Source organism: Stappia sp. TSB10P1A, from assembly GCF_900185725.1.
GTDB lineage: Bacteria > Pseudomonadota > Alphaproteobacteria > Rhizobiales > Stappiaceae > Stappia.
Genome location: NZ_FYAU01000026.1, coordinates 250729 through 271557, shown reverse-complemented (window position 1 = coordinate 271557; position 20829 = coordinate 250729). Strand labels below are relative to the sequence as shown.

The 20829-nt window shown below is 65.0% G+C and carries 24 protein-coding genes; 8 read left to right on the top strand and 16 right to left on the bottom strand.

Annotated features, from left to right (window positions below):
- Window positions 1-19: 19 nt before the first annotated feature.
- Both TSB10P1A_RS12700 and TSB10P1A_RS12695 read left to right on the top strand, forming a co-directional pair.
- Entirely contained in the window at window positions 20-478 is a 459-nt protein-coding gene (locus tag TSB10P1A_RS12700) for a MarR family winged helix-turn-helix transcriptional regulator (RefSeq protein ID WP_186388291.1), read from the top strand.
- Window positions 479-569: 91 nt separating this feature from the next.
- Complete coding sequence (locus TSB10P1A_RS12695; RefSeq protein WP_186388290.1) at window positions 570-992, top strand: hypothetical protein; 423 nt, start codon at window positions 570-572, stop codon at window positions 990-992.
- Here TSB10P1A_RS12695 and TSB10P1A_RS12690 read toward each other — a convergent pair.
- The 9 genes from TSB10P1A_RS12690 to TSB10P1A_RS12650 form a co-directional block, all read right to left on the bottom strand.
- Window positions 970-2295, bottom strand: a complete 1326-nt coding sequence (locus tag TSB10P1A_RS12690) for a hypothetical protein (RefSeq protein ID WP_186388289.1) — start codon at window positions 2293-2295, stop codon at window positions 970-972. The genes TSB10P1A_RS12695 and TSB10P1A_RS12690 overlap by 23 nt on opposite strands.
- On the bottom strand, window positions 2292-2765 hold the full coding sequence (locus TSB10P1A_RS12685; RefSeq protein WP_186388288.1) for a hypothetical protein: 474 nt from the start codon (window positions 2763-2765) through the stop codon (window positions 2292-2294). Before TSB10P1A_RS12685 ends, TSB10P1A_RS12690 begins: the two co-directional genes overlap by 4 nt.
- Window positions 2766-2835: 70 nt before the next feature.
- Complete coding sequence (locus TSB10P1A_RS12680) at window positions 2836-3564, bottom strand: hypothetical protein (protein ID WP_186388287.1); 729 nt, start codon at window positions 3562-3564, stop codon at window positions 2836-2838.
- The gene (locus TSB10P1A_RS12675) at window positions 3561-4148 is read right to left on the bottom strand and encodes a hypothetical protein (RefSeq protein WP_186388286.1); all 588 of its coding nucleotides are present in this window, start codon (window positions 4146-4148) and stop codon (window positions 3561-3563) included. The genes TSB10P1A_RS12680 and TSB10P1A_RS12675 overlap by 4 nt, the downstream gene beginning before the upstream one ends.
- 8 nt (window positions 4149-4156) lie before the next feature.
- Window positions 4157-4849 carry a hypothetical protein gene (locus tag TSB10P1A_RS12670; RefSeq protein ID WP_186388285.1) on the bottom strand — a complete coding sequence of 231 codons (693 nt, stop codon included), beginning with the start codon at window positions 4847-4849 and terminating at the stop codon, window positions 4157-4159.
- A 36-nt stretch (window positions 4850-4885) separates the two neighbouring features.
- The gene (locus tag TSB10P1A_RS12665; RefSeq protein ID WP_186388284.1) at window positions 4886-6157 is read right to left on the bottom strand and encodes a hypothetical protein; all 1272 of its coding nucleotides are present in this window, start codon (window positions 6155-6157) and stop codon (window positions 4886-4888) included.
- Window positions 6158-6189: 32 nt separating this feature from the next.
- Window positions 6190-7050 carry a tetratricopeptide repeat protein gene (locus tag TSB10P1A_RS12660; protein WP_186388283.1) on the bottom strand — a complete coding sequence of 287 codons (861 nt, stop codon included), beginning with the start codon at window positions 7048-7050 and terminating at the stop codon, window positions 6190-6192.
- A 156-nt stretch (window positions 7051-7206) separates the two neighbouring features.
- A complete protein-coding gene (locus TSB10P1A_RS12655; RefSeq protein ID WP_186388282.1) occupies window positions 7207-7641 on the bottom strand; it encodes a hypothetical protein in 435 nt (144 codons plus the stop codon).
- Window positions 7638-8930, bottom strand: a complete 1293-nt coding sequence (locus TSB10P1A_RS12650; protein ID WP_186388281.1) for a HEAT repeat domain-containing protein — start codon at window positions 8928-8930, stop codon at window positions 7638-7640. Before TSB10P1A_RS12650 ends, TSB10P1A_RS12655 begins: the two co-directional genes overlap by 4 nt.
- Window positions 8931-9015: 85 nt before the next feature.
- On the opposite strand from TSB10P1A_RS12650, the gene TSB10P1A_RS12645 reads away from it, so the two are divergent.
- The 3 genes from TSB10P1A_RS12645 (at window position 9016) to TSB10P1A_RS12635 (ending at window position 10570) form a co-directional block, all read left to right on the top strand.
- Window positions 9016-9540: a hypothetical protein gene (locus TSB10P1A_RS12645; protein WP_186388280.1), complete on the top strand. Its 525-nt coding sequence runs from the start codon at window positions 9016-9018 to the stop codon at window positions 9538-9540.
- Window positions 9537-10025 carry a hypothetical protein gene (locus TSB10P1A_RS12640; protein ID WP_186388279.1) on the top strand — a complete coding sequence of 163 codons (489 nt, stop codon included), beginning with the start codon at window positions 9537-9539 and terminating at the stop codon, window positions 10023-10025. Before TSB10P1A_RS12645 ends, TSB10P1A_RS12640 begins: the two co-directional genes overlap by 4 nt.
- A 104-nt stretch (window positions 10026-10129) precedes the next feature.
- On the top strand, window positions 10130-10570 hold the full coding sequence (locus TSB10P1A_RS12635) for a hypothetical protein (RefSeq protein ID WP_186388278.1): 441 nt from the start codon (window positions 10130-10132) through the stop codon (window positions 10568-10570).
- Here TSB10P1A_RS12635 and TSB10P1A_RS12630 read toward each other — a convergent pair.
- The 6 genes from TSB10P1A_RS12630 to TSB10P1A_RS12605 form a co-directional block, all read right to left on the bottom strand.
- Window positions 10542-11780, bottom strand: coding sequence for a hypothetical protein (locus tag TSB10P1A_RS12630; protein ID WP_186388277.1), 1239 nt, complete (start codon window positions 11778-11780; stop codon window positions 10542-10544). The genes TSB10P1A_RS12635 and TSB10P1A_RS12630 overlap by 29 nt on opposite strands.
- 3 nt (window positions 11781-11783) lie before the next feature.
- The gene (locus TSB10P1A_RS12625; RefSeq protein ID WP_186388276.1) at window positions 11784-11954 is read right to left on the bottom strand and encodes a hypothetical protein; all 171 of its coding nucleotides are present in this window, start codon (window positions 11952-11954) and stop codon (window positions 11784-11786) included.
- A gap of 23 nt (window positions 11955-11977) precedes the next feature.
- On the bottom strand, window positions 11978-12244 hold the full coding sequence (locus tag TSB10P1A_RS12620) for a hypothetical protein (protein ID WP_186388275.1): 267 nt from the start codon (window positions 12242-12244) through the stop codon (window positions 11978-11980).
- A 337-nt stretch (window positions 12245-12581) separates the two neighbouring features.
- On the bottom strand, window positions 12582-13202 hold the full coding sequence (locus TSB10P1A_RS12615) for a hypothetical protein (protein ID WP_186388274.1): 621 nt from the start codon (window positions 13200-13202) through the stop codon (window positions 12582-12584).
- Window positions 13199-13714 (bottom strand): hypothetical protein, encoded by a 516-nt coding sequence (locus TSB10P1A_RS12610; protein ID WP_186388273.1) that lies wholly within the window; start codon window positions 13712-13714, stop codon window positions 13199-13201. The genes TSB10P1A_RS12615 and TSB10P1A_RS12610 overlap by 4 nt, the downstream gene beginning before the upstream one ends.
- A 70-nt stretch (window positions 13715-13784) precedes the next feature.
- Window positions 13785-14261, bottom strand: a complete 477-nt coding sequence (locus TSB10P1A_RS12605; RefSeq protein ID WP_186388272.1) for a hypothetical protein — start codon at window positions 14259-14261, stop codon at window positions 13785-13787.
- A gap of 197 nt (window positions 14262-14458) precedes the next feature.
- On the opposite strand from TSB10P1A_RS12605, the gene TSB10P1A_RS12600 reads away from it, so the two are divergent.
- The gene (locus TSB10P1A_RS12600) at window positions 14459-16654 is read left to right on the top strand and encodes an ATP-binding protein (protein ID WP_186388271.1); all 2196 of its coding nucleotides are present in this window, start codon (window positions 14459-14461) and stop codon (window positions 16652-16654) included.
- The gene (locus TSB10P1A_RS12595) at window positions 16651-17310 is read left to right on the top strand and encodes a response regulator transcription factor (protein ID WP_186388270.1); all 660 of its coding nucleotides are present in this window, start codon (window positions 16651-16653) and stop codon (window positions 17308-17310) included. The genes TSB10P1A_RS12600 and TSB10P1A_RS12595 overlap by 4 nt, the downstream gene beginning before the upstream one ends.
- 148 nt (window positions 17311-17458) lie before the next feature.
- Here the strand turns inward: TSB10P1A_RS12595 and TSB10P1A_RS12590 are convergent, their stop codons facing one another.
- The gene (locus TSB10P1A_RS12590; protein ID WP_244293097.1) at window positions 17459-18319 is read right to left on the bottom strand and encodes a ferritin family protein; all 861 of its coding nucleotides are present in this window, start codon (window positions 18317-18319) and stop codon (window positions 17459-17461) included.
- Window positions 18320-18587: 268 nt separating this feature from the next.
- Here TSB10P1A_RS12590 and TSB10P1A_RS12585 point away from each other — a divergent pair, with 268 nt between their 5' ends.
- Window positions 18588-20825: a NosR/NirI family protein gene (locus TSB10P1A_RS12585; RefSeq protein ID WP_244293096.1), complete on the top strand. Its 2238-nt coding sequence runs from the start codon at window positions 18588-18590 to the stop codon at window positions 20823-20825.
- The last annotated feature ends 4 nt before the right edge of the window (window positions 20826-20829 follow it).

The window sequence follows — 20829 nt, the reverse complement described above, 5'->3', positions numbered from 1 at the left end:
CAACAACCGGGACATATTCGTGACGAGCAAGTCCGACGACACGGTCGAGGAGGCCTCCCTGTCTCCCGACCACGGCTATGTGATCGACGAGCAGGTCGGCTATCTTCTGCGTAAGGCCTACCAGCGCAACGCGGTGCTGTTTTCCGAGCACATCGGTGATCTGACGCCGACGCAGTTCGCCGTGCTTGCCCGGCTTACCGAGCTTGGATCGGTCTCCCAGAACCAGCTCGGGCGCACGGTCGGTCTCGATGTCGCGACCACCAAGGGCGTCGTCGACCGGCTGACCGCCCGTGGCCTGCTGCGCGCCGACCGCGACCCGTCCGACCGTCGCCGCCAGCTCATCTCGCTCACCGCCGAAGGCTGGGCCCGGTTCAGGGCGACCGCGCCGCTCGGCTTGAAGGTCAGCGCCGAAACGCTGGCTCCTCTCACCTCCGCCGAGCAGCGCACCCTGCATCGCCTCCTCAAGAAGCTGCAATAGGCGGGAGCGGAGTTGCAACGGCGAAGAGCCGGACCGGTTCGCACCCGCCCTACGCCGCCATAGGCGGCTCTCATCTCCACGCGACTGGTTCGTGCGGCAGACCTGGCCGGTGCCGGGCGAGTTCGCCTACGCCGACGGGGCCTTCGACGCGAACCGGTTGCGCGACGTCCTGACCGGACGAGGAACCGAGCCGATCATCCCGTCCAGATCCAGCCGTCGCTTCCCGGCAGAATTCGGCCGGGACATTGCTGCGGCTGGGAACTTCTTCTCCTCGCTGAAAACCAAGCGGGCGGTCCGCAAGATCTACAGGGCGCGGGATGAGGCGAGGGCGGATGTGTTCGACGACATCGAGCGCGTCTCCAACCCTCGGCGACGCACTTGGCACTCGATCATCTCCGCCCCGTCGAGATCGAGGAACAAGCTATGTCAGCTTAACCTGGTGTCCGAAAAACCGGCAGCAGGCCACACAGGGGCAAGGTCAGCGGCACTCTCTATGGTGTCGTCATCGAACTGAAACAGGCCGTCACGGTATCCTTGTTGGTCTGCAATTTTTGAAAGGCGGCTCTCAATTCTCCGCCACCGGACCATAGGCGGCTCTCGTCCGGCATGCCGAATTCCGTCTTGCCGAGAAGGAAGCTTGCTTCGCCCGCCCGTCGGTCTGCTCCGAGGGCTTGAAATCGTTCCTCCAGATCCACCCAATGCGCCTTGAGCGCGGTGAGCACGGCCATCTCATTTTTCACTGCATCCCGCAGCCCCCGCACTTTGCCGGCTGTCTCAGTGCGGCCGGCAAAGTGCGCCTCCCTTGCCATGTTTCCGAGAGAGACCGACAGGACGGTGGCATATGACTGGGCACTTTCCAGCAATCCCATGCAGCGCCGAAACCTGTCGTAGGGGGCCTGGACGGCCGCAGCCATGGCAGAAGGCGCGGGTTGCGCCGGTGATGGCGTCCGGGGCGGAGACGAAGGCGCGGGCGATACCTGCGGTGTGGTCCGATCGAGCAGGCCGGGATCGATCCGGGCCGGCGGCTGGCCGAGACCCAGCGCCTGATTGAGAACGCCGGCCTCGAACACCACCGCATCGAGCATCGTCCGGGCGCGCTCAGCCAGCCCATCCGGCCCCTCCCTGTCGGCGACGTCGCCAGGGACGAAGATTCGGATCGCATTCCTTTCCGGCTCCGCCCCAGGAAAGGCGGCGGCATGGACCTCGTGGGTCAGTTCGCGCGCCAGCCAGGCTCCGACGAGGTCTGCCCTGTCCAATATAAGCCGGCTCAAGAATGCGATGGTCGGCCGGCGCTCACTGATCGCAAGCCCGACATCCCGCTCTCGTGCGCGGGTGATGATGTCCTCCTGCCGCAGGCGCGCATCGACAATCGCGAACATGTCACCCCTACTCAGCACCGCCATCAGGCGGGCCGTGGCGACAGGAACCGCTCGCCCGCCAATGGCGGCCTGACGAGGTTGCGGGCCGGCCTGCACCATGAAGAAGCCACTGAGGCCGACCGCGTCGTTTCCGTGACCCAGCTTGCGGGCGCGTATGGAGACGCCATGCTCGTCGCCCGGAAGCAGAAGATTGTCTGTGCGCCAGCCATTGGCTCCGTCCACCCAGGTCAGGGTGATGCACTGGCCAATCCCCGTGACCGGGCGGGTATCCTCGAAAGTCATCTCGCAATATCGGCCATCGGGTATCACCGGGCTGGCGTGAGCGTTCTGCTGCGTGACGATCGGGATCTGCGTCTCGTAGCACCCAGCGAGCGCCAGCGCTGCGGCGACCACCAAACCGGCGCGCAACCTGCGCCGATGTCCCGCACGCAGTGTCACGGCTGACCCGACCTTTCCGGCACCGGCCCTCCCGCTTCAATCGCCGCCACGATGCCGGCCGCATTGGCGAACCGCGCCAATTGCGGCCATGCCGCTGCCGAGAGGTTGATCCAGTTGCGCCGCTTGCCGATGCGTCCTGGTGCATCGATCCTCCTGCGCCTTGGGATCGCCGCACCTTCGGGCCAGAACTCAAATTCTTCATAGGGGCGGTCGAGCCAGGCGCGAAAGACCTCTTGGCCTCTACACACTGCGGCAATCGACAGCCAGTCCGAAGCGTGCGGTTCAAGGACGATCTGCGCACGCTCGCCGGCCCACTCTACCAGGATTTCGAGCCGTTCCCCCTGGCGGTGCGAGCAAACCCGTAGCGTTATCGCGCCGCCGCTCCCCGTTTCCAGCAGCCAGCGCGGGGCATTGCTCAGCGCATCCGCGAAGTCGTCGAGCGCGGTAGCGGCGGCGATGCGGAGCGGCATCTCTCCGCCTGTCAGACCCTCGAACCAGGATGGCGGAACCGGGGGCGACGTCTCGCTTGCCGACGTAGGCTCACTTATTGGCATCCGCCGCGCTCCCGTCATAAGCCTCGGCAAAGCCGGCAAGGGACAGGCGCGGCTGGCAATTTGTTTCGCATATTCCGCTGTTGATCTCGAGAATGTCGTTCGAGGACACCATGCCGCCATCGGCGTCGCGGAAGAGGATTTCGAAACGCAGCACCGCCGCTGGATCGTCACTGAGAAAGATGTCCCGGTAGCTGTGCGGCGCGGTGGCGCTGGCGGCCAGCATGGCGGCGACAAGATCGGGGCCGAAGGTGAAACGGTAGAGATTTCCTTCGACATAGAGCGGCGGCCAGTGGACCCGGTCCGAAGTAGGCAGCGGGTACTCCGGCGCGTCGGCGCGCCACTCCTTTTCCCCCAGCCGCACGATCACGGCTTCCGGCGTGAGGGCGCGCGCCTGACCCTGCTGCCAATGTGGTTCATAGGCGATGTCGACCAGCAGCGCGGCGGCGTCACGCGGCCCGGCGGCTGGAAGGGTGGCGATGACATAGATGCCGTCGTTCCAGTTCATGGCCGCGCTGCCGGGAGGGTAGCCGTCGCTCGACCACCGCATTCCCACGCCCGGCGTCGCATAGCCATCCGCCGCTTCACCGAACCACGGCGCCTCACGGAACCACGGGCAAACCTCGGACGCATAGGTTGCATCGGAGCAACTCCACTCGGCGCTGGCCGGGACGGGCAGCGTGAGGGCTGCAAGCAGGGCGAGGAGGGCCGCTCTCATAGCCCTGCCTGTGGATGCGGAGCGACCAGGCAACCCGTGCGCCTGAACACGCCGCGCGGCATCGGATCTCGGTCGGCGGTTTCATCGTCGGTCAGCGCCGCGGCGTCGTACCAGAGCGCGCGGCCGATCTCGGGCAGCATGATATAGGGCGGCGCCTCCTCGCCGCTCATGGGAGGCTCGAAGGCAATATTGAGTTCGGCGTCGAGCGTGAAGAAATGCAGGGCGTTCAGGATGTCGGGATCGGTGACGCCGTTGGGGTTCGCACCGAAGGGCGGGCCGAGCAGGTCGCGCGGGCCTCCTTCCGCGTATGGATCGGTGACGGGAAAGACCGATATGCCGGCATAGCCCTGGGAGACGGAGAAGGTGAACCAGTAGTCGCGCCGGGGCGTGGTCAGCTTGAGATAGAGATCGGAGGCGATGCTGGCCATGTTGCGCGCCGGCACAAGGCCGATGCGCCAGACCTCGTCCGTATCGGGGGCGGTCATTTCATAGACGGCCCGCTCGGCCTCGCAGGTCGCCGGGCCGACGACCGGACCCTGGGCCAGCGCAGCCAGGGGAAGAAGGAAGAGCGCGGCGGCGGTCAACAGCCTTGTCATTGTTCGAACTCCGCGCGATCCGGCAACGAGGTCGAGAATTTGAGCGTCAAACCTGTGAACCCCGTCTTAGCTGCCACCTCGCTGCCTTCGGGAATGAAGGTGAGATAGGTGTCGAGCGTGCGCGGCAGGTCGGGCGGCGGCCCCCAGACGGTGGTGACGAGCACGGCCGGATCGACGGCGTAGAATGGGTCGCCGCCATCCGTGGTGTAGGCGATGGGCTGTCCCAGCAACCTCGTCACCGCCTCGGGATCGAGGGGCGCTGCGGCTCCGAAGTCGTAGAGATGGCACCCCATGGTATCCATGACCCCGGTCAGCAGGTAGCTGACCGTCAGAAGATGGGAGCGACCGCCGATCTGGCGGGTGAACCACGCGCCGCCCGATCCTTGGTACAAGTCCGGGTCTTCCGCGACCTCGCGTGCCAGCAGGTCGGCGGCATGGGTAATGAACCGGTCGTATTCTGCGTTGTCACCAGTGACGACAGGACGCCAACCCAGTTCCTCGGCCAGCGCCAGCGTACCCCGATAGCTCAATCGCTTGGGGATGCAGACCTCGCCAAAGGCGGCGACAAAAGCCGCGTCATCGGGTGTTTCGGCATGGGCCGTCGCAGGCGCGGCGCCAAGCACCGCCAGTGTCGTGGTTCCGCCAGCGAGCGCAACCCTCATCCAGCCTGCGAAACCCGAAAACCGCATCTCAATCCTCCCGATCCATCAAACCCTGGATGCAGGCTAGCGGCGGAGGATGCCGCGCTCACCCCCGTGTTCAGGGGGGTATTGTCCGAGCCGACCGGTCTTCAAAAAGTCCTCGCCCACCAGCCGCCAGGTCAGGGCATGGGCGCCGCCAAGCTCGGCGTCAGGCGGCATGAAGAAATGGCCGATGCCGCCCTTCTGGAAAATGCGCTGGGCAGCCACCCCGCCGGTGGCGAGGGTGGACCAGCCTTCGGGCCGGTGGAAGAAGGTCAGCGCAGGGCGCATATGGCCTTCGACGCCAGGGCCATAATAGAGCGCGACGTCCGCGTTGGCACCCAGATGAGCATCCGCGGTGTGGACAGCGCAATAGGAAACGGTCAGCCCGCCGGGAGCGCCGACGAGCTGGTATCCCGACAGATCCCATCCGCGATCATCGGTCCCCAGATTGTAGATGATCTCGCCCGACACCCTGTCCCGCACGTCATAGGGCCAGACGTCTTGATGATGGGCGAGCAGCCGCATGCAGGCATTGCGCAGTGCCTCGGCCGGGTCTGGCGCCCACATCCGGCGCGGCGCGTTCGGCAGGGCGGTGCGCAGCAGATAGAGATCTTGCGCGGTGGATGCGGTATAGGCCTCGTCGGCGCCCATATTGGTGATGCGCGAGAGTACGCCGTCATCGACATTCCAGTAGACGAGTTGGTCGATCATCAGGGCGATGCTTTCGCGGTTGCCGCCCAGGACCTCCTCGACGCCATATTGGGCGACGAGTTGGCCAAGCGAGTCCGCCGTCACATAGGGCGCGTGGAAGCCGAGCGCGGCGCCGGGCTCGATGATGCGGTCGATATAGTCTCCCGTCGCTGGCCAGGACGAATGGCCCGAGCCGCCGAGAAAGGCGAAGGCGCAGGCCGAATAGCAATAGGAACCTGTCTTAACCCAGGTGGCGATGGCGTTTTCGCGGAGGAAATGCGCGATTTTGAGGCCTTCGACATAGTTTCCGCCCTCGCTGGTCATGGTTAAGACGGCGCAGTTCCCACCCGTATCGGGCAGCGTCCTGGGATCGCAGTCGACATACTGACGGACTGCCGCGACGATCCGATCGAGATCGCCCGGCACGACATCGCCTTCGTAATGGAGATGCGGCACCGGCTTGGCGGTCGAGAACCGCGTGGATTGAAACGTCACCATGCCGGCAAAGGTCGGGGCGGCGGATAGGGACAAGGTAAGGGAGCAGATCGCGATAATTGCCGCACCTGGGGCCAAATTGCACATCACAAGAGCCTCTTGTTGTGAAGGGTCCTGCAGATCGACCACGGCGCGAAGGCGCAGGTCCGGGAGGACGGCTCTCAGAAGACGATCCGGTAAGGCTGCACTTCGCAGTCCAGGCCCTTGTAGAGCGCGTAGATCACGTTGGGCTCCGGTCCATCTCCACTGTCGATCATGAACGGCACCTTGTCCCTGAAGGCAAAGAACTCGAGCACATCGAACGTGCGGACCTGCGGCAGACCCGATTTCCTGTAGGTTTTTCCTTCGATGATGATCTCATCGTCCCAGGCCCACGAGGCGGTCATGAGTTCCTGTTCCTCGAGAAATGACATCGGGTCACTTCCCCGCAACTGCCGTATCTCGAACGTCTGGGGATCAGCGACGCAGGTACGGCAGAAGCGGCCGGATCTCTCACACAGTTCGAGCCTGGCGGCTTCGTGACCCTGCAGGGTGGCGGTTTCCCAAAGGATGTGCGCCCGTTCCAGATCCTGTGCTACGCCGCGACCTTCCTGATAAAGATGGGCAAGCGTATACTGGCCGTCCGCGTTTCCCGCTTCGGCGGCACGGGCATACCACTCAGCGGCTGCGGCATCGTCCTGCGCGAAATGATGGCCCGAGTCGTACATCCGACCCAACTGGACGAAGGATGGAGCATGACCCTGTTCGGCGGCGCGCATATGCCAGTACGCTCTTCGCTCAGGGTTTTCGGGCACGCCCCACCAACCGCCCCAATAGGACTCCGCCAGCCAGTACTGCGCGTCCGGATTCCCGGCCTCGGCCAATGGCGTCCAGATCGCGATGGCGGAGGCGGGGTCTCCCTGTTGCGCGGCGGTCTGGCCGTCCTCGAAGCTCTGCGCGAAGGCGGGGATGGTCAATGAAAGGGTGAGTGCGATAGCGAGCAGAAGGGAACGAACCGCGTTGACAGTACCCAAGAAACGCATCGCTATCCTCCAATCCGCGAAATCGTGCCGGCAGGTTATCGACCGCCGGAACTGCGCTCACCCCCCTGAACAGGGGGGATCAGAACACATCGCCGAGCCCGATATGCGGCCCTAGGGCCGTGCGCAGGTCGAATTCGGCCCAGCCCTGTGGCACCATCATTCCCAGTCATGTCCGTAAAGACGAAGGCAGCGGGCGATCTCGGCATCCGGGGTCTTGCCTTCTTCCTCGAGCGAAAAGAGAACGGCCTGCCAGTCGGCGCGGGCATTGCGCCGGTCGACGGGGAGGTTGTCGGGCGCGAGGATCGCTCCGCTCATGTCGACGACATCGCCGCTTTCAAGCAGGAACCGCGCGAAGTTGACGGTGTAGGTGATGCCCTTGCCGAACTCCGGGCGCTGTTCGCCCTTCGGGTCGGTTTCGAGCGCCCGCTCCAGCACCGCGCTGCACAGGACTGTGTCGTTGTAGAGGTCATAGGCGCCCCTGCCGGTCGTCTTGAAATAGGGGGAGAAATCCTGGGCCAGTGCCACCGGCGCGCTCATGGTGGCAGCAATCAGCGCGAGGCTGGCAATGCGGTTCGGACTGCCTCGTGTCATTGTCCCTCACTTTCGGCATCAGCCAATATGATGGCGATCAGTTGGCGGGCGGTTTCGTCTTCCTCGCGCGTCAGCGCATCGCGCAGGATCGGCAGGGCGCGAGCGCGGTCGTGCCCGGCCAACGCCATGGCGATATGGACACGGGTATGCCATTCCGGGCTTTGCAGACCGCTGGCGACGATCTCGATATAGCGGCCGGGAACCCTCGCCAGAATGCCGTGGAGCATTGCCCGCGCTCTTGCGATGTCGTCCTGGCTGTCGCCATCCCACTCCGGCAAGGCGTCGGTTTCGCGAGACAGCTCGTCGAGCCAGACGATGGCGGCCACAATCTCCGCAACGCCGCATTTCTCCCCGATCGCCGCAAGGCGATCCTCGGGAAGCTCGTCCCAAGGCCCAAGGTCTTGGCGGGCATCGCGCACCAGCATGGCGAGTGCGGAAATCTGGTTGCTGAGCGGTCCAGGCCACTCTTTTGCGAGGGCCTGTACGATGGCATTGCCTTGTTTGGCCCAGGCGTGCTCTGCCGCGATGTCGCCAAATCCGGAGGCGAAGGGATCGGCCTCATCGAAGGTCGCCTGAAACAGGGCATCCCAGCTATGGAGGCGTTGCAACAATTCAGGGCTCAACCCGAGGTCGCCGGGGTCAATGTTGTTTCCGCGCACGTCGTCCCAGAGCGGTGCGCAGTGATACTCGGGCATGAGCCGCAGGCGTTCAGGGCGCGCCGGTGGCTCCGTCGCTTCGACAGGCCGTTGGTCCAGCGCCGGGCGGGAAGAGGTGCTCGCCGGTCTGCTCCGTCGTTGGAAGAACAACGAAATCGCGATTGTCGGCGCGGCGATGACCGCCAGTTCGACAAGGACGGGCTCGAGCCAGACGTGCCACAGGCCGAGCCGGTCGAGCGCGACGACGAAGCCGAGCGCCGCGAGATAGAGGATGAAGGCGCGGACCGTGCTTCGGCGGCCCTTCGGTTCCGCACCCTCTTGCGGCGAGAAGGCGCGCGTCGCCCAGACAAGATAGAAGCCTTGCAGCGCCGCGTTGGCGACAAAGAGCGGCAATGTCCAGCGCGATAGCGCCAGCAGCGAAAGCCCGGAGGCAAAGGTCAGCGCCGCCCCGGCCGTCAGCACGCGCACGCGCCAGCGCTCTCGGCCGGCCTCGCCATCGCCCAGCATAGTGAGAAGTTCGCCGGCCATCGAATCCAGGACCAGCGAGCGCATGTGGGCGACGCCGCCTATGAGATAAAACAGGCCGACGGCGAAAGCGGTGAGGGTGACGATACTGACGAGGCTCTCCGACATGACGTGAGCGTATGGTGTCGCAGGAATCCGGCACCCCCCTGAACGGGGGGGTGCGGCCCCCGGTGTCGACGTGCAGCCTGTCATCATGACAGATATGCGGCAGGTCCAGGACAGCAAACCCCAACCCTCCATCCGCCGTTTCGCCGGCATCGTGGCCGTGTTTGCGGTGCTCGGACCGCCGGTCGGCGGGTTGGCCATCTCGATCCTTCTTGCCACGCTGGCTGCAAGTTCGGACCTTGCCGTCGACGGCTGGATGGCGAGGACCCGCATGTTCTCGGGGATGCTGCTGCTCGGCACCGCGTTCGGCCTGCCGCTGTCCTACATCGTTGGGGGCGTCCCGGCGCTGTTGATTGGCGTTGCGACGGCCGCGTGGGATACCCGCAAAGGGGTGATCTCCCTTCATGTCGCCCTTGGTGGCGCCCTGGCGCTGGGTGGTCTTGCCGCTTTGCGTCAGGGCGATCCTGCCTGGGCTTCGGAAGGCGAACGGATCGCACAACTCGCCATGCTGCTCGCGCATTTGACCGCGGCAGGCCTGTGCTGGCTGGTGGCGCGGGTGATCTTCGGCCGTCCAGCCGTGTCGAGCAGATCCGGAATGGGGGAAAACCAATGAACATGCCAAACCCGACGAGGGCGGGTCAGCCTCGGCCGCGTTCGCAATCCTGGGGACGGCCTATCGCAATCGTCGCCAGTTATGCCCTGCTCGGCCCGTTAATGGGTGCGTTTTCGGTGAACGGGCTTTTCGCGGTCTATGCCGTGGGTGTCGAGATCGCCCGGGGCGATTTTTCCGACATCGCCCGGCTGTTCTGGGGCGGCATCGTGATGGGAACAGCGCTTTTCGCCATAGGAGCCTATGCCTTCGGAAGCATATCCGCTGTGGCGGTCGGTCTTGCGGTCGCATTTCGCGACCGGCGCAAGGGCGAGATCTCCTGGCGGACCGCGCTCGTTGTCGCGCTCTTTGTCTGGCTGCTGATGTCGATTGCGGTCACCGCGGTGGTGCCGCCGGAAGGACTGGTGCGCTGGGTTGGTGCGCTGCTTGTCGCGCACGTGCTGGCGACGGTCGTCTGCACGTGGATCGTGCGCCGGATTTTCCGATAGCGTCGGCAATCCCGGCAATTTGGGAAGGGGGAGTAGTGACGACTGAACCCATGGCTGAAGCGGATCGGCGGCACCGGCGTTGCTGGCGGCGGTTTGCCGGCATCGTGGCGCTGTTCGCCGTCCTCGGGCCGCTCGTGGGGATCGTCATTGTCGCCCCCCTCGGCCTTGGCGATTTGCTGGAGTTCGTTCGGTTCATGCCCTCCGGTTCATTGAAGGGCCTGATCTTTGTCGTCGTTGTCGGCATCTACATGGCCTTCGCGTGCGGCTGGCTCCAGGGGATCCTCGTCGGCCTTGCCATGGCGCTCTGGTATCGGCGCACCGGCACCGTCCCACTTGTCCTCGCAGCCCTTTGCGGGCTTGTGGCGCTTGCCGTTCCACTGGGCCTCGGCCTTCCCGACTTCGGGGGCAAGGACCCCTTGCGCGTCGAAACGCCTGCCGAGTATGTCTTTGTCATCGCCGCGCATCTCCTTGCCGCCATCGCCTGCGCGGCATTGGCACGCCGGCTGTTCGTGCCGGTCAGGTCGTCAGTAGATATACGAGGCTGAGAACGACGCCGAGCAGCACTGCGCCCGCCATCATGGCGATGGTGATATTGCGATCCCTTTCCGCTTGCTGCTTGTACTTCATCGCCAGGGGCGGGAGGCCGGAAGAATAGCCCCGGCGGGCGTTCTTCTCGGGGATGCCCTCGGCGATGAAGGTTTCGGCATCGCGGACCAGCCCCTCGACCCAGCCCCAGACGCTGATCGAGGTCTGCGTGACTTTTCCCGTATCCGTATCGAAGAGGAAGACAGGGGAATCCCCGCGAGGGGGGAAGTGGGTGCGGCTGTCCTGCAGGATGAACCAGGGTGACATGCCATAGCGCGCGCCGATGAAGATGGCGTCGTCGGGAACGGGATCGCCCCCCTCCGCCTCCCATTCCGCGCGCCTTTCGCGTCCCATGCGGTTCACCTCGGGCAACTGATCAGCGTAGATCTGGAGTTCGCGGTCGTCCACCAGCCGCCCGGCCCGATGGCCGATCAGGGAAAGCACATCGCGGTAGCTGCGCGGCAACGCGCCAGTCGTGAACTCGAGCTGACGGATGTCCTCGTCGCTCAGGCCCGCAATATCCTCGGGCCGGGCGATGTCGCGTTCGATCAGGGTTTCGCGCAGATTGTCCGCATTGAGCGTGATGGCGGCGCGGCGCGCGTTGAGCGTGGACGCGCCGATCCATTCGGGCCATTCCCGGATCGGCGTGTGAACCCCGGTTTTGAAGAGTTCGAGGGGCAGATCGAGTTTGTCCCACAGAAAGCCGGTTTTGTCATAATCGGTCCAGGCCTGGCCCATGGAAATCTCGACATGATTGTGCGGCACGCCGACATCGAGCAGATAGACGATCCGGAGCCCCGCACCCTTGGCGCTCGGTTCGGTCCTGGCCCAGAGCGGCGATTGCAGCCACAGGCAGAAGGGGTCGTAGGGTAGAATTTCGATGCCGAAAGCGCGTTCGCAATAGTCTTGCCAGTCCTCGCCGGGCAGCGCCGCGATGCCGGCCAAAGGACCATGGGCCAGCGGCGGCAGGGCGGCGGGGGGATGAGCGGCAATACCCTCGGGCATCGGCTCGAAGTCCGGCATATAGGCGCGATCGAACAGCAGCCCGCCAGCGGCGTCGATCTTCCCGGCATTGACGACCAGATAGCGCGCCAGCGTCAGCAGATTGTCGTACTGATCGACGGTGTGCTCATGGAAATGATGCTCGTAGCGATCACTTGCCCCTGCCATCCCTCAAAACCCGCCGCTAACGGTTCCGTCGGACGGTGGCGTGCCGCACTCAGCCCCGCAATCCCTGGCGATATGGTTCTGGTAGACGTCGCAGAAGCCCAGCAACGCGCCCGCTGCCAGAAGGACGCCGAGCACGACAAGGGCGACCACGGTGATCTTTCTGCGCAAGGTCATGACGGGCGCCTCCGTTTCGTGCGTCATGGCTGTGCAGCCATGTCAGCAAGAGCCTGACGGGCGCCGATATGCTCCGGGTTCTCCTCGATCACCTGCCGGAAATCGGCGATGGCGCCCTGCATGTCGCTCAACGCCTTTTCCTCCTCGGTGCCGGACATGATCGAGCAGATATGGAGCCTGGCGTCCGCGTCCCGATCGGCGAGGCAGTCCCGCAGGGTGAAGGGAAGCTGGGCATGCGCGGGCGCCGCGACGATAGCGGCGAAGACGATGCTGAACATGATCGACCGCATGGGTGCCCCTGGGCCAGCGCCCCGCTACCCGCGCTTCGTCAGTTGTAGCATGTCTGATGCGTGCGCGATGTCTGGTAGCACCTGGGGGGCTGGTAGGTGCGAACAGACGTGGACGAGCCGTAGGACGTGCCGTTCGGCCAAACGCCCGGACCGCCGGATGTGAAATGTTCCATGTCGGCTGTGCTGCAGGCGGATAGAAGTGCCGCTACGGACAGGGCCAGGGCGATCTTGAGCGGATGCTTCATTTGGATTTTCCCTCTGGATAGTTGTCAATGTCATCTTGTCGGGACAGCGCGGTCGGTTCTCCCCCCTCTTCAGGGGGGCACGTAGAGTCAGATCACCAATCCACCCAGTCGGGTGGTGGGTTGGCGTTGTGCAAGGTGTCCGGGTGGAGCGGTTTGGGGCCGCCCGAACGGATGACCGGCCAGAGCACGGGCAGATAGATCGCAGCGACGGCCATGAAGGCAGCGGCAGCAGGCTCGAACCTGCCGTGAACAACCATCAGCGCGATACCGACGATGACGATGGCGGCGGCGAGCAGGGCCACGACGCAGGTAGCGAGCCATTCGGCTCGGCCCGGCCCCGTTTCGAGAATAGCGTCCGGGTTGGCCTTGTTCAGCCGGCGCGCCAGAGTGAAGGTCAGGGCGCGAAACGTGGCCTCGCGCCGCTGGAGCCGGCCCCAATAGGGGCGTTCCTCCCTCGTCCAGCGCGGCCAGTAGATGTCCGAGAGCTTGTGGACCCGGCCCGTTTTCTCGACCAGCACGCAGCTCGCCGCCAGCCGGGGGGGCGCGGGCAGGTTGAGGCGCAGGGACGCGATATCGGTGAGCGCCACATGGCCCTCTCTGGAGCCAATGCGCCAATGCAGCACGGCGCCGTCCAGCCAATAGGCCCGTTGTCGGCGAAGCCGACCAGGCCGGAAGAAATGGCCATGCTGGCTCTGTTCGAGGGCGCTGGTCATTGGTCGCCGATCCGCTGTCGATGGCAGGACCGGGGAGCGATCAGATCGGAACAGAGTTCCGATTTCGGCCCGGCCAGAGGTGTGCCGGCGATCTGCCACAATCCGCTATCGTGCCGGGCCGCTTTGCCGTGGAAACTGGCTGAACCGTAAACCCCCGTTTCGGGCAGCCACTCTTCGCGCTGCAATTCGATATGACCGGCATTGTTGACGCCGCGCGGCTTTGTCAGGAGGAACCCGCAGATCGCGAAGCTGCCCGCGGCATCAGCAAATTCACGGTTCGCTCCGGCGAGAACAGGACCGAAGCCCAGCGTGCCGTCGATGCACAACTCCGTTCGGCCCTCGAAGTCGCTGACCGCAATGTCCGGCACGACGCCATGTTCACCGTGTTCGCGCAGATCGCTCCCGGCATGGAGGCCGCTGATGCCTTCGCCGCCGGCGGGGAGCCGCGCCCAGGCGGGAAAGCCGGGCGCCGCGGACATGACAAGGGCGAGACGGGCGGGTGTCGCTTTCATGGGGGCTATCCTCCTGTTGCCGCAGGATCGGACAGTGCTTGCATCCCCGCACCCCCCTGTTCAGGGGGTATCAATCCCGCCAGGGTGTCGGGGTCGGTGCAAGACCATAGCGGGCGTCGCAGGCGTGAATGTCGGCAAGAAAGGCATCGGTTTCGCGCGTCACATCCTCCTCGGAAACCGTGTCTGCAAGTCGTGCCCCGCGCGCCCGCATCCGCGCGCTGGCCTGCTCTTCCATCTCGCCGCTGGTCAGCGGCATGGGCACGGGTGAAGGAAAGGGCAGGTCGCGGAAATAGCTCTGCCGGACCCGGTCCATGCGCTCTTCGGCCAGATTGGCGAAGGTCGGCGCCGCCATCTTGAGCAGGGCGTAAAGGCCGAGGCAATCGAGGTGGGCCTCGGCGCGTTCGATTGACTTTGCCGACCCGTTCGGAAATCCGATGGACAGTGCCAGGATGACCGCGAACGCCTTCATGTCCCCCCCCTCGCTCGGGCCTGCTGCCCGTCGTCTGGGCAAAGCCACCGTTCGGCACGCAGGCGGCATCATCGCCATATCCGTTTCCCAGCGCCGATCTCCACACCTGGGACCACAGGGTCAGGCCAACGCGTCTAGCGGGGCACCCCCTGTTCAGGGGGGTTATGGCAAAGAGGTGCGGCAATAGGTTAGGTAGGAGTTGAACCGCCGGGCGTCCGCTGTCGCCTGCTGCAGCTTGACCTTGACCTTTCCGTTGCCACAGGAGGCCTCGGCTTTTGCTTGTCCGCTTCACCCCCAACGTCCTGCTGTCGACTGCCATCGCACTCAGCGTAGCTCTGGCGGCGGTTATGCTGGGTCTGGCGATGGATCAGCGCTGGCTGGGGCTCAAGCTCGCGGCTGAACCCAGACTGGCAATTCCGGTCAGCTTCGACGGTTTGTGGATCGACGCAATAGAGCAGGACAGCCCGGCAGCCGAGCAGCCGGGCGCGGGAATACCCGCGTCTGTCGCGTCCTTGGTGGAGATCGCAGGTTCAGACGGAAGGAGGGTCCGGCTTGAACCCGGCGATCTCGTGGAGGAACCGGACGCACTCGAGACTTATGCCGATATGCGCGCCTTCTTCGCGCGGCAGGATGAGATTGCCGCGGTTCTGCGCAGCATCGGCGGGGTTGAACTGGGCGTCGCGTTTCTGGGCCAAACACAAACCTACTCAGTCTCTCCCGGTCGACAGCGCCCGGTCTCCTCTTTGCCGGTGGCTTTCTGGATGCAGATCGGCGTGGGGCTTGCCGGTTTCTGGATCGGGGCGTGGATCTGGGCGTTGAGGCGCGGCGAATGGGCGACACGCTTTTTGCTGGTGGCGGGCGCGGGCTTGATGATCTCGGCCTTCCCAGCCGCCGTCTATTCCACACGGGAACTGGCGCTTCCGGGCGGACTGTTCCGGGTTCTTTCTACATTTAACCACATCGGAGCACTCACCTTCGGCGTGGGCATGATCGGGCTGTTTCTCGTCTATCCCCGAAGGCTGGTGTCGCCCCGCTGGTTGGCGGTTCCCACTGTTGTTCTCGGTGCCTGGCAGATCGTGGATATCCGGCAACTGGCGGGCGGGCCGGGATTGGGTTTCCATCTGGCGGTGGTTCTTGCCATGCTCACCATCGTCATTCTGGTCGCCATCCAGTTCAAGGTCACGCGCGGGCACCCGCGCGACCGGGCGGCGCTCGCCTGGCTTGGGCTGGCGGTGATCGTGGGGGCCGGTGGCTTCGTCGTCACGGTCATAGCGCCCAATGCGTTGGGGATCGGTGCCGTCGTCTCGCAGGGTGAAGCGTTCCTGTTCTTCCTGCTGGTCTATGTAGGGGTTGCGCTCGGGGTTGCCCGGTATCGCCTGTTCCAGCTCGATGAATGGGCCTTCCGCATTCTCTTCTATGTTGTCGGCGTGCTTCTTCTTCTTGCGCTCGATGCCATCCTCATCGTCACCATTGTCGATGAGCGCGCACCGGCCTTCGCGCTGTCGCTGCTGATCGTGGCGCTGGCCTGGCTGCCCCTGCGCGACATGCTGGCGCGTCTTGTGCTGCGCCGCGCCGAGCCTGCGCGGGGAAACCTGTTCCGCCAGGTGATGGACGTGGCGCTCACCCCGCCGGGCCGTGACCAGCAGGCGCGCTGGCGCGCACTCCTGGAGGATGCGTTTCGCCCGCTGTCCATCGCACCCGGCAAGGCGGAGGCTCCAGCGCTGATCGATGACGGTCTGGCGCTCGCCGTGCCGGGTCCCCGTGGCCTGCCAGACTATCGTCTGGACTATGCGGGCGGGGGGCGAAAGCTGTTTTCCCTGCGTGACGCGGAGTTGGCGGCCGAGCTCACGGCCATGCTGGCCAATGCGCTGGAGAGCCGGGAAGCCTACGAAAAAGGCGTCGCCGAGGAGCGTGAACGCATCGCCCGCGACATTCACGACAATATCGGTGTGCAACTGATGGGCGCGCTGCACAGCCCCGGGCTGGCCCGCAAGGACATGATGATCCGCGAGACGCTGACGGACCTGCGCGACATTATCAACAACGCCTCCAATCCCGACCTCTCCTTCGATGAGATGCTGGCCGACCTGCGCTCGCAAATCTCCGAGCATCTGTTCGCCGCCGGCGTGAAAATGAAATGGACAGTGGAGAATGCCGGCTCCGCGATCCTGCCGCTGACCGCCGCGCATACGGTGCGCTCGGTCGTCCGCGAGGCGGTCCAGAATGCACTCAAGCATGGGCAGCCGGAAACGATCAGCGTCACGGTTCGGCTCGAGGGGGATATCATAAAGCTCTCCGTCACCGATGACGGCGCCGGTTTCGATCCCGGCAGCGTCCAGGCCGGCAACGGGCTCGCCAATATGCAGGCGCGCGTGACAAGCCTGGGCGGCCGCTTCAACGTCGCAAGCGGGGCCGGCGGCACCCGTATTGAGGCAGAGTTCGCGATAGATGTTGCACGGATTGCGCAATGACAAAGATACTCATCGTCGAGGACCTGAGTGAAACCCGCCGCTGGCTGAGCGAGATCGTCACCGCGGCTTTCGACGAGGCCGAAATCCACGAAGCGGCGAGCATGCGCGCAGGCATCGCACAGGCGGCGGCGCGCGACTACGACGTCGCGCTGATCGATCTTGGCCTGCCGGACGGGTCCGGCCTCGATGTGTTGCGCAATCTGCGCCTCCTGCGCTCCCAAGCCGTCTGTGTCGTCACCACCGTGATGGGCGATGACGCATCGATCGTGGGCGCGCTTTCAGCCGGTGCCCAGGGCTATCTGCTCAAGGAGCAGCCCCAAGAGTTGCTTGTGCGGCAGCTCAAGCAGATGGCCGAGGGTATCCCCGCGCTCTCGCCTTCGGTCGCGCGCCGGATCATGGAGCATTTCAAGAGAACGGGCCCGGCCGCCCCGGAAGACAATCTGACGGGGCGCGAGCGCGAGGTGCTGAGCTTGATCGGCCGGGGGCTGCGCAATGGCGAGGTGGCCGACACGCTGGGAATTTCGGACAATACGGTGGCCAGCTATATCAAGGACATCTACCGCAAGCTCGGTATTTCCTCGCGCGCCGAAGCGTCCTGGCATGCGGCAAGGCTGGGCCTCGGAGAGGCCCCCGCCGTCAACAAGAAGACCAAGTAAACAAGGTCCGAACTTCCGAATTTTTCTACCGATAGCCATAGGGAGAGGAAGGGAAAACCGGAGGAGGTTCTCCCTGTGCGGCTCAAAGCGGCGCCATCTCCGATCGCGGCTGGATGAAAGACCCGTGACGGCTCAGCGCCCACAAGTCTCATCGCTGCACGTCCCTCAACGCGGATCGGCAAGCGACGAGGCGTCCGGCAAAGCGTTGCGCGCGGGTGCGGTCTTCTTCACCGGGCAGGCGCTCAGCGAAGTCGAGATAGCAGTCGAGCAGCAACTCGCACAGCGGCACCGCTCGCCCGAGAACGTCCGGCCGAAGCCCATCCTGCACCAGCGGAGAGGGGCCGAACGGCGCGTCGGCAAGCGCGGCCGCTCGTTCGCGGGCTTCTCGGGCCGCCGCCTCCAGGCCGGAGCCGCTCGCTCCCTCCTGGCGGGCCGCCGCTGCTTGTAGCAGGTCGGCGAAACGCAGCTCGAGGTCCGGCAGCGAGGCCGCTTCGAGCTGTGCCTTGGCCGCCCGTTCCGCATGAAAGGCGCGGCGGCGTTCCACGCGCAGCGTTGTCAGGTGACCGAGTTCCTCGCGCGCCATCTGTTCCGCCGCCAGCCGCAACGGGTCCTGGTCTGTCTGAGCCGCGACATGGGTCCAGAACAGGAAAGCCCGCTCCTCGTTGCGCACGGCCATGGAGAACGATCGGTAGGCCCCCATCAACTCGGGCGCGATGGCGCTTGCGCCTTCATCGTCGAAGGTGTCCGCCGGTTCCCATTGCAGCTTCGCCAGATCCGGCATGGTGCCGCTGACACGCTGCGACCAGTCCACAACATTGTCGATATGTCGGGCCTCTTCTCCGGCCAACCGCTCGAAGACTGGAACGAGGTCCGGTCGTCCTTCCCGGCGCATCCGCTCGGCAAGGTCGGTGTAGTTGCCGAAGGCCTCCTGCTCCATCCGGTAGGCGATGGCCAGGAGTTCCTCCAGGGTCTCCACTTCCGCAAACGGTTCCGATCTCAGCAGCGTCACGGCAGCCTCCCTGCGTGGCAACCTTCCTCGTGGGTCCCCCATCCATAGCATCTGATCTGTTCCGGAGTTTGTCCGGGAACAAAGACCGGTGCCTTGGAGTGCCTCATGAAACGGGGAGGGCTACAACCTGGATCTGCTGGCGAGCCGCCAGCGGCAGGCTTCGGTTGTCCCTGTTAGGACGAGCAGGAACATGCATTGGATCCGTCTGGGGGCCCTCCACCCCCGCCTGTTAACGGCCCCGGCGCTCGCTTTGTTGCGGGTGCTGGTTATGGCGTTGCTGGTCCCATGCCTGTCGTTCGAGGCGGGTGCTGCCGGTCGCCTGGAGCAGTTCCTGTCCAGGGCGCAGCCCGGCGAGCTGTTTGCGGGCGCTGACCGGTACGGGGAGATCGAGGGAGATCCTCCGATGGCGCCGGTGTTCCGTGGCCGGGATCTCGTCGGGCATGTCTATCTGAACTCGGACGTCACCAGCGCCATCGGCTATTCGGGCAAGCCCATCCACATTCTCGTCGGCATCGATGAGGCGGGCGTCATTCGCGGCCTGAAGATGGTCGACCATCAGGAGCCGATCGTGCTGATCGGCATTCCGGAGGAGAAGGTCGTCGCGTCCCTCAACACGCTGATCGGGCAGGACCTCGGACGCGTCTCCGCCGGGGCGGTCCGGCCGCCGCAGGTCGATATCGTCAGCGGCGCCACGGTGACTGTGCTGGTGATGGGGGACAGCGTTGTGCGCTCCGCCGTGCGTCTCATCCGCGGCAATCGGCTCGCGGCGGCCCAGGCGCAGGTCATGGCGCCGACCGAAACCCGAGAAGTCGATCTCACCACAAGCGAATTGCGCGACTGGGAGACGCTCATCGGCGATGGGTCGGTGCGAACCCTGCGTCTGTCGGTAGGCGAGGTGAGCGAGGCATTCCGCGAGATCGGCCGCCCGGAAGCTGCGGAGCGACCCGAGACGCGCGATCCTCAGGACCAGTTCATCGAGCTCTATATCGCCCCGGTCAGTGTGCCGACGATCGGCCGCAGCCTGCTGGGCGAGGTTCAGTATGAACGGCTGGTCCAGCGGTTGAAGCCGGGTCAGCAGGCCATCGTGGTGGCGGGCGACGGCGCCTATTCGTTCAAGGGCTCCGGCTACGTACGCGGCGGCATCTTCGACCGCATCGAGCTTCTGCAGGACGGCCAGGGCATCCGCTTCCGCGACCGCAACCATACCCGCCTCGCCGATCTGGCGGCAGACGGTGCGCCGCGGCTGCGCGAGATCGCGCTCTTCGTCGTGCCGGAGGATTTCGATTTCGATGTCACCGAACCCTGGGAGTTGCAGCTCCTCGTGCAACGCAGCATCGGTGCGCGCGACAAGGCGACCCTGTCCTATGAACTCGGCTATACGCTGCCCGACGCATATGTGACGGTGACGCAGGTGCCCGCCGCGCCCGCGCCGACACCGAGCGAGCAGATCGCCCAGCCGGAGGCGCCGGGCCTTGATGCCGCCGCCGAGGCGCGTCTAGCCGCGGACGACGAGCCGCTGTGGCAGCGCATCTGGAAGATGAATACGGTGTCGATCGGCATCACCGTGGTGGCGCTGCTGGTCCTGACCGCGATCTTCTTCTTCCAGGACTGGCTGGTCCGCCGCCCGGTGCTCTATCGCTGGATACGGCGCGGCTACCTCGTCTTCACGCTGGTCTGGCTCGGCTGGTACGCCAACGCACAGCTCTCCGTCGTCAACGTCCTCACCTTCACCAACGCGCTGATCACCGACTTCAACTGGGAGTTCTTCCTCTCCGCCCCGCTGATCTTCATCCTGTGGGCGGCGGTTGCAGCCGGACTGCTGTTCTGGGGGCGTGGCCCGTTCTGCGGTTGGCTCTGCCCCTTCGGCGCGCTGCAGGAGTTGACCAACAACATCGCGCAGTGGCTGAAGGTGCCGCAGATCAAGGTTCCGTTCGGCCTGCACGAGCGGCTCTGGCCGATCAAGTACATCATCTTCCTTGGTCTGTTCGGGCTCTCCTTCTACTCGGTGGCGATGGCCGAGATCGCGGCCGAGGTGGAGCCCTTCAAGACGGCGATCATCTTGAAGTTCGTGCGCGACTGGCCCTTCGTCGTCTTCGCACTCGCCCTTCTCGCCGCCGGCCTGTTCATCGAGCGATTCTATTGCCGCTATCTGTGTCCGCTCGGCGCCGCCCTCGCGATACCGGGTCGCATCCGGATGTTCGAATGGCTGAAGCGCTGGCCCGAATGCGGCTCGCCCTGCCAGCGCTGCGCCAAGGATTGTCCGGTGCAGTCCATCCATCCCGAGGGGCAGATCAACGTCAATGAGTGCATCTACTGCATGCATTGCCAGGAGCTCTATCACGACGATCAGCGCTGTCCGCACATGATCCAGGTGCGATTGAAGCGGGAAAAGTTCCAGGCCCTTTCTTCGCCTGCATCGCGAGGCGAGGGGCCTGTGAAGACGGTCATTTCACACAAGGGAACCCGGATCGAAACTCCGGGCGCCGTGACGCGACCGACCACCTAGAACC

Excerpts from the sequence above, each read along its gene's own strand:
- TSB10P1A_RS12685 (WP_186388288.1), bottom strand. The coding sequence starts at position 2,765 with ATGCCGCTCCGCATCGCCGCCGCTACCGCGCTCGACGACTTCGCGGAT.
- TSB10P1A_RS12680 (WP_186388287.1), bottom strand. The coding sequence starts at position 3,564 with ATGAGAGCGGCCCTCCTCGCCCTGCTTGCAGCCCTCACGCTGCCCGTC.
- TSB10P1A_RS12670 (WP_186388285.1), bottom strand. The coding sequence starts at position 4,849 with ATGCGGTTTTCGGGTTTCGCAGGCTGGATGAGGGTTGCGCTCGCTGGC.
- TSB10P1A_RS12660 (WP_186388283.1), bottom strand. The coding sequence starts at position 7,050 with ATGCGTTTCTTGGGTACTGTCAACGCGGTTCGTTCCCTTCTGCTCGCT.
- TSB10P1A_RS12655 (WP_186388282.1), bottom strand. The coding sequence starts at position 7,641 with ATGACACGAGGCAGTCCGAACCGCATTGCCAGCCTCGCGCTGATTGCT.
- TSB10P1A_RS12650 (WP_186388281.1), bottom strand. The coding sequence starts at position 8,930 with ATGTCGGAGAGCCTCGTCAGTATCGTCACCCTCACCGCTTTCGCCGTC.
- TSB10P1A_RS12645 (WP_186388280.1), top strand. The coding sequence starts at position 9,016 with ATGACAGATATGCGGCAGGTCCAGGACAGCAAACCCCAACCCTCCATC.
- TSB10P1A_RS12640 (WP_186388279.1), top strand. The coding sequence starts at position 9,537 with ATGAACATGCCAAACCCGACGAGGGCGGGTCAGCCTCGGCCGCGTTCG.
- TSB10P1A_RS12630 (WP_186388277.1), bottom strand. The coding sequence starts at position 11,780 with ATGGCAGGGGCAAGTGATCGCTACGAGCATCATTTCCATGAGCACACC.
- TSB10P1A_RS12625 (WP_186388276.1), bottom strand. The coding sequence starts at position 11,954 with ATGACCTTGCGCAGAAAGATCACCGTGGTCGCCCTTGTCGTGCTCGGC.
- TSB10P1A_RS12620 (WP_186388275.1), bottom strand. The coding sequence starts at position 12,244 with ATGCGGTCGATCATGTTCAGCATCGTCTTCGCCGCTATCGTCGCGGCG.
- TSB10P1A_RS12615 (WP_186388274.1), bottom strand. The coding sequence starts at position 13,202 with ATGACCAGCGCCCTCGAACAGAGCCAGCATGGCCATTTCTTCCGGCCT.
- TSB10P1A_RS12610 (WP_186388273.1), bottom strand. The coding sequence starts at position 13,714 with ATGAAAGCGACACCCGCCCGTCTCGCCCTTGTCATGTCCGCGGCGCCC.
- TSB10P1A_RS12605 (WP_186388272.1), bottom strand. The coding sequence starts at position 14,261 with ATGGCGATGATGCCGCCTGCGTGCCGAACGGTGGCTTTGCCCAGACGA.
- TSB10P1A_RS12595 (WP_186388270.1), top strand. The coding sequence starts at position 16,651 with ATGACAAAGATACTCATCGTCGAGGACCTGAGTGAAACCCGCCGCTGG.
- TSB10P1A_RS12585 (WP_244293096.1), top strand. The coding sequence starts at position 18,588 with ATGGCGTTGCTGGTCCCATGCCTGTCGTTCGAGGCGGGTGCTGCCGGT.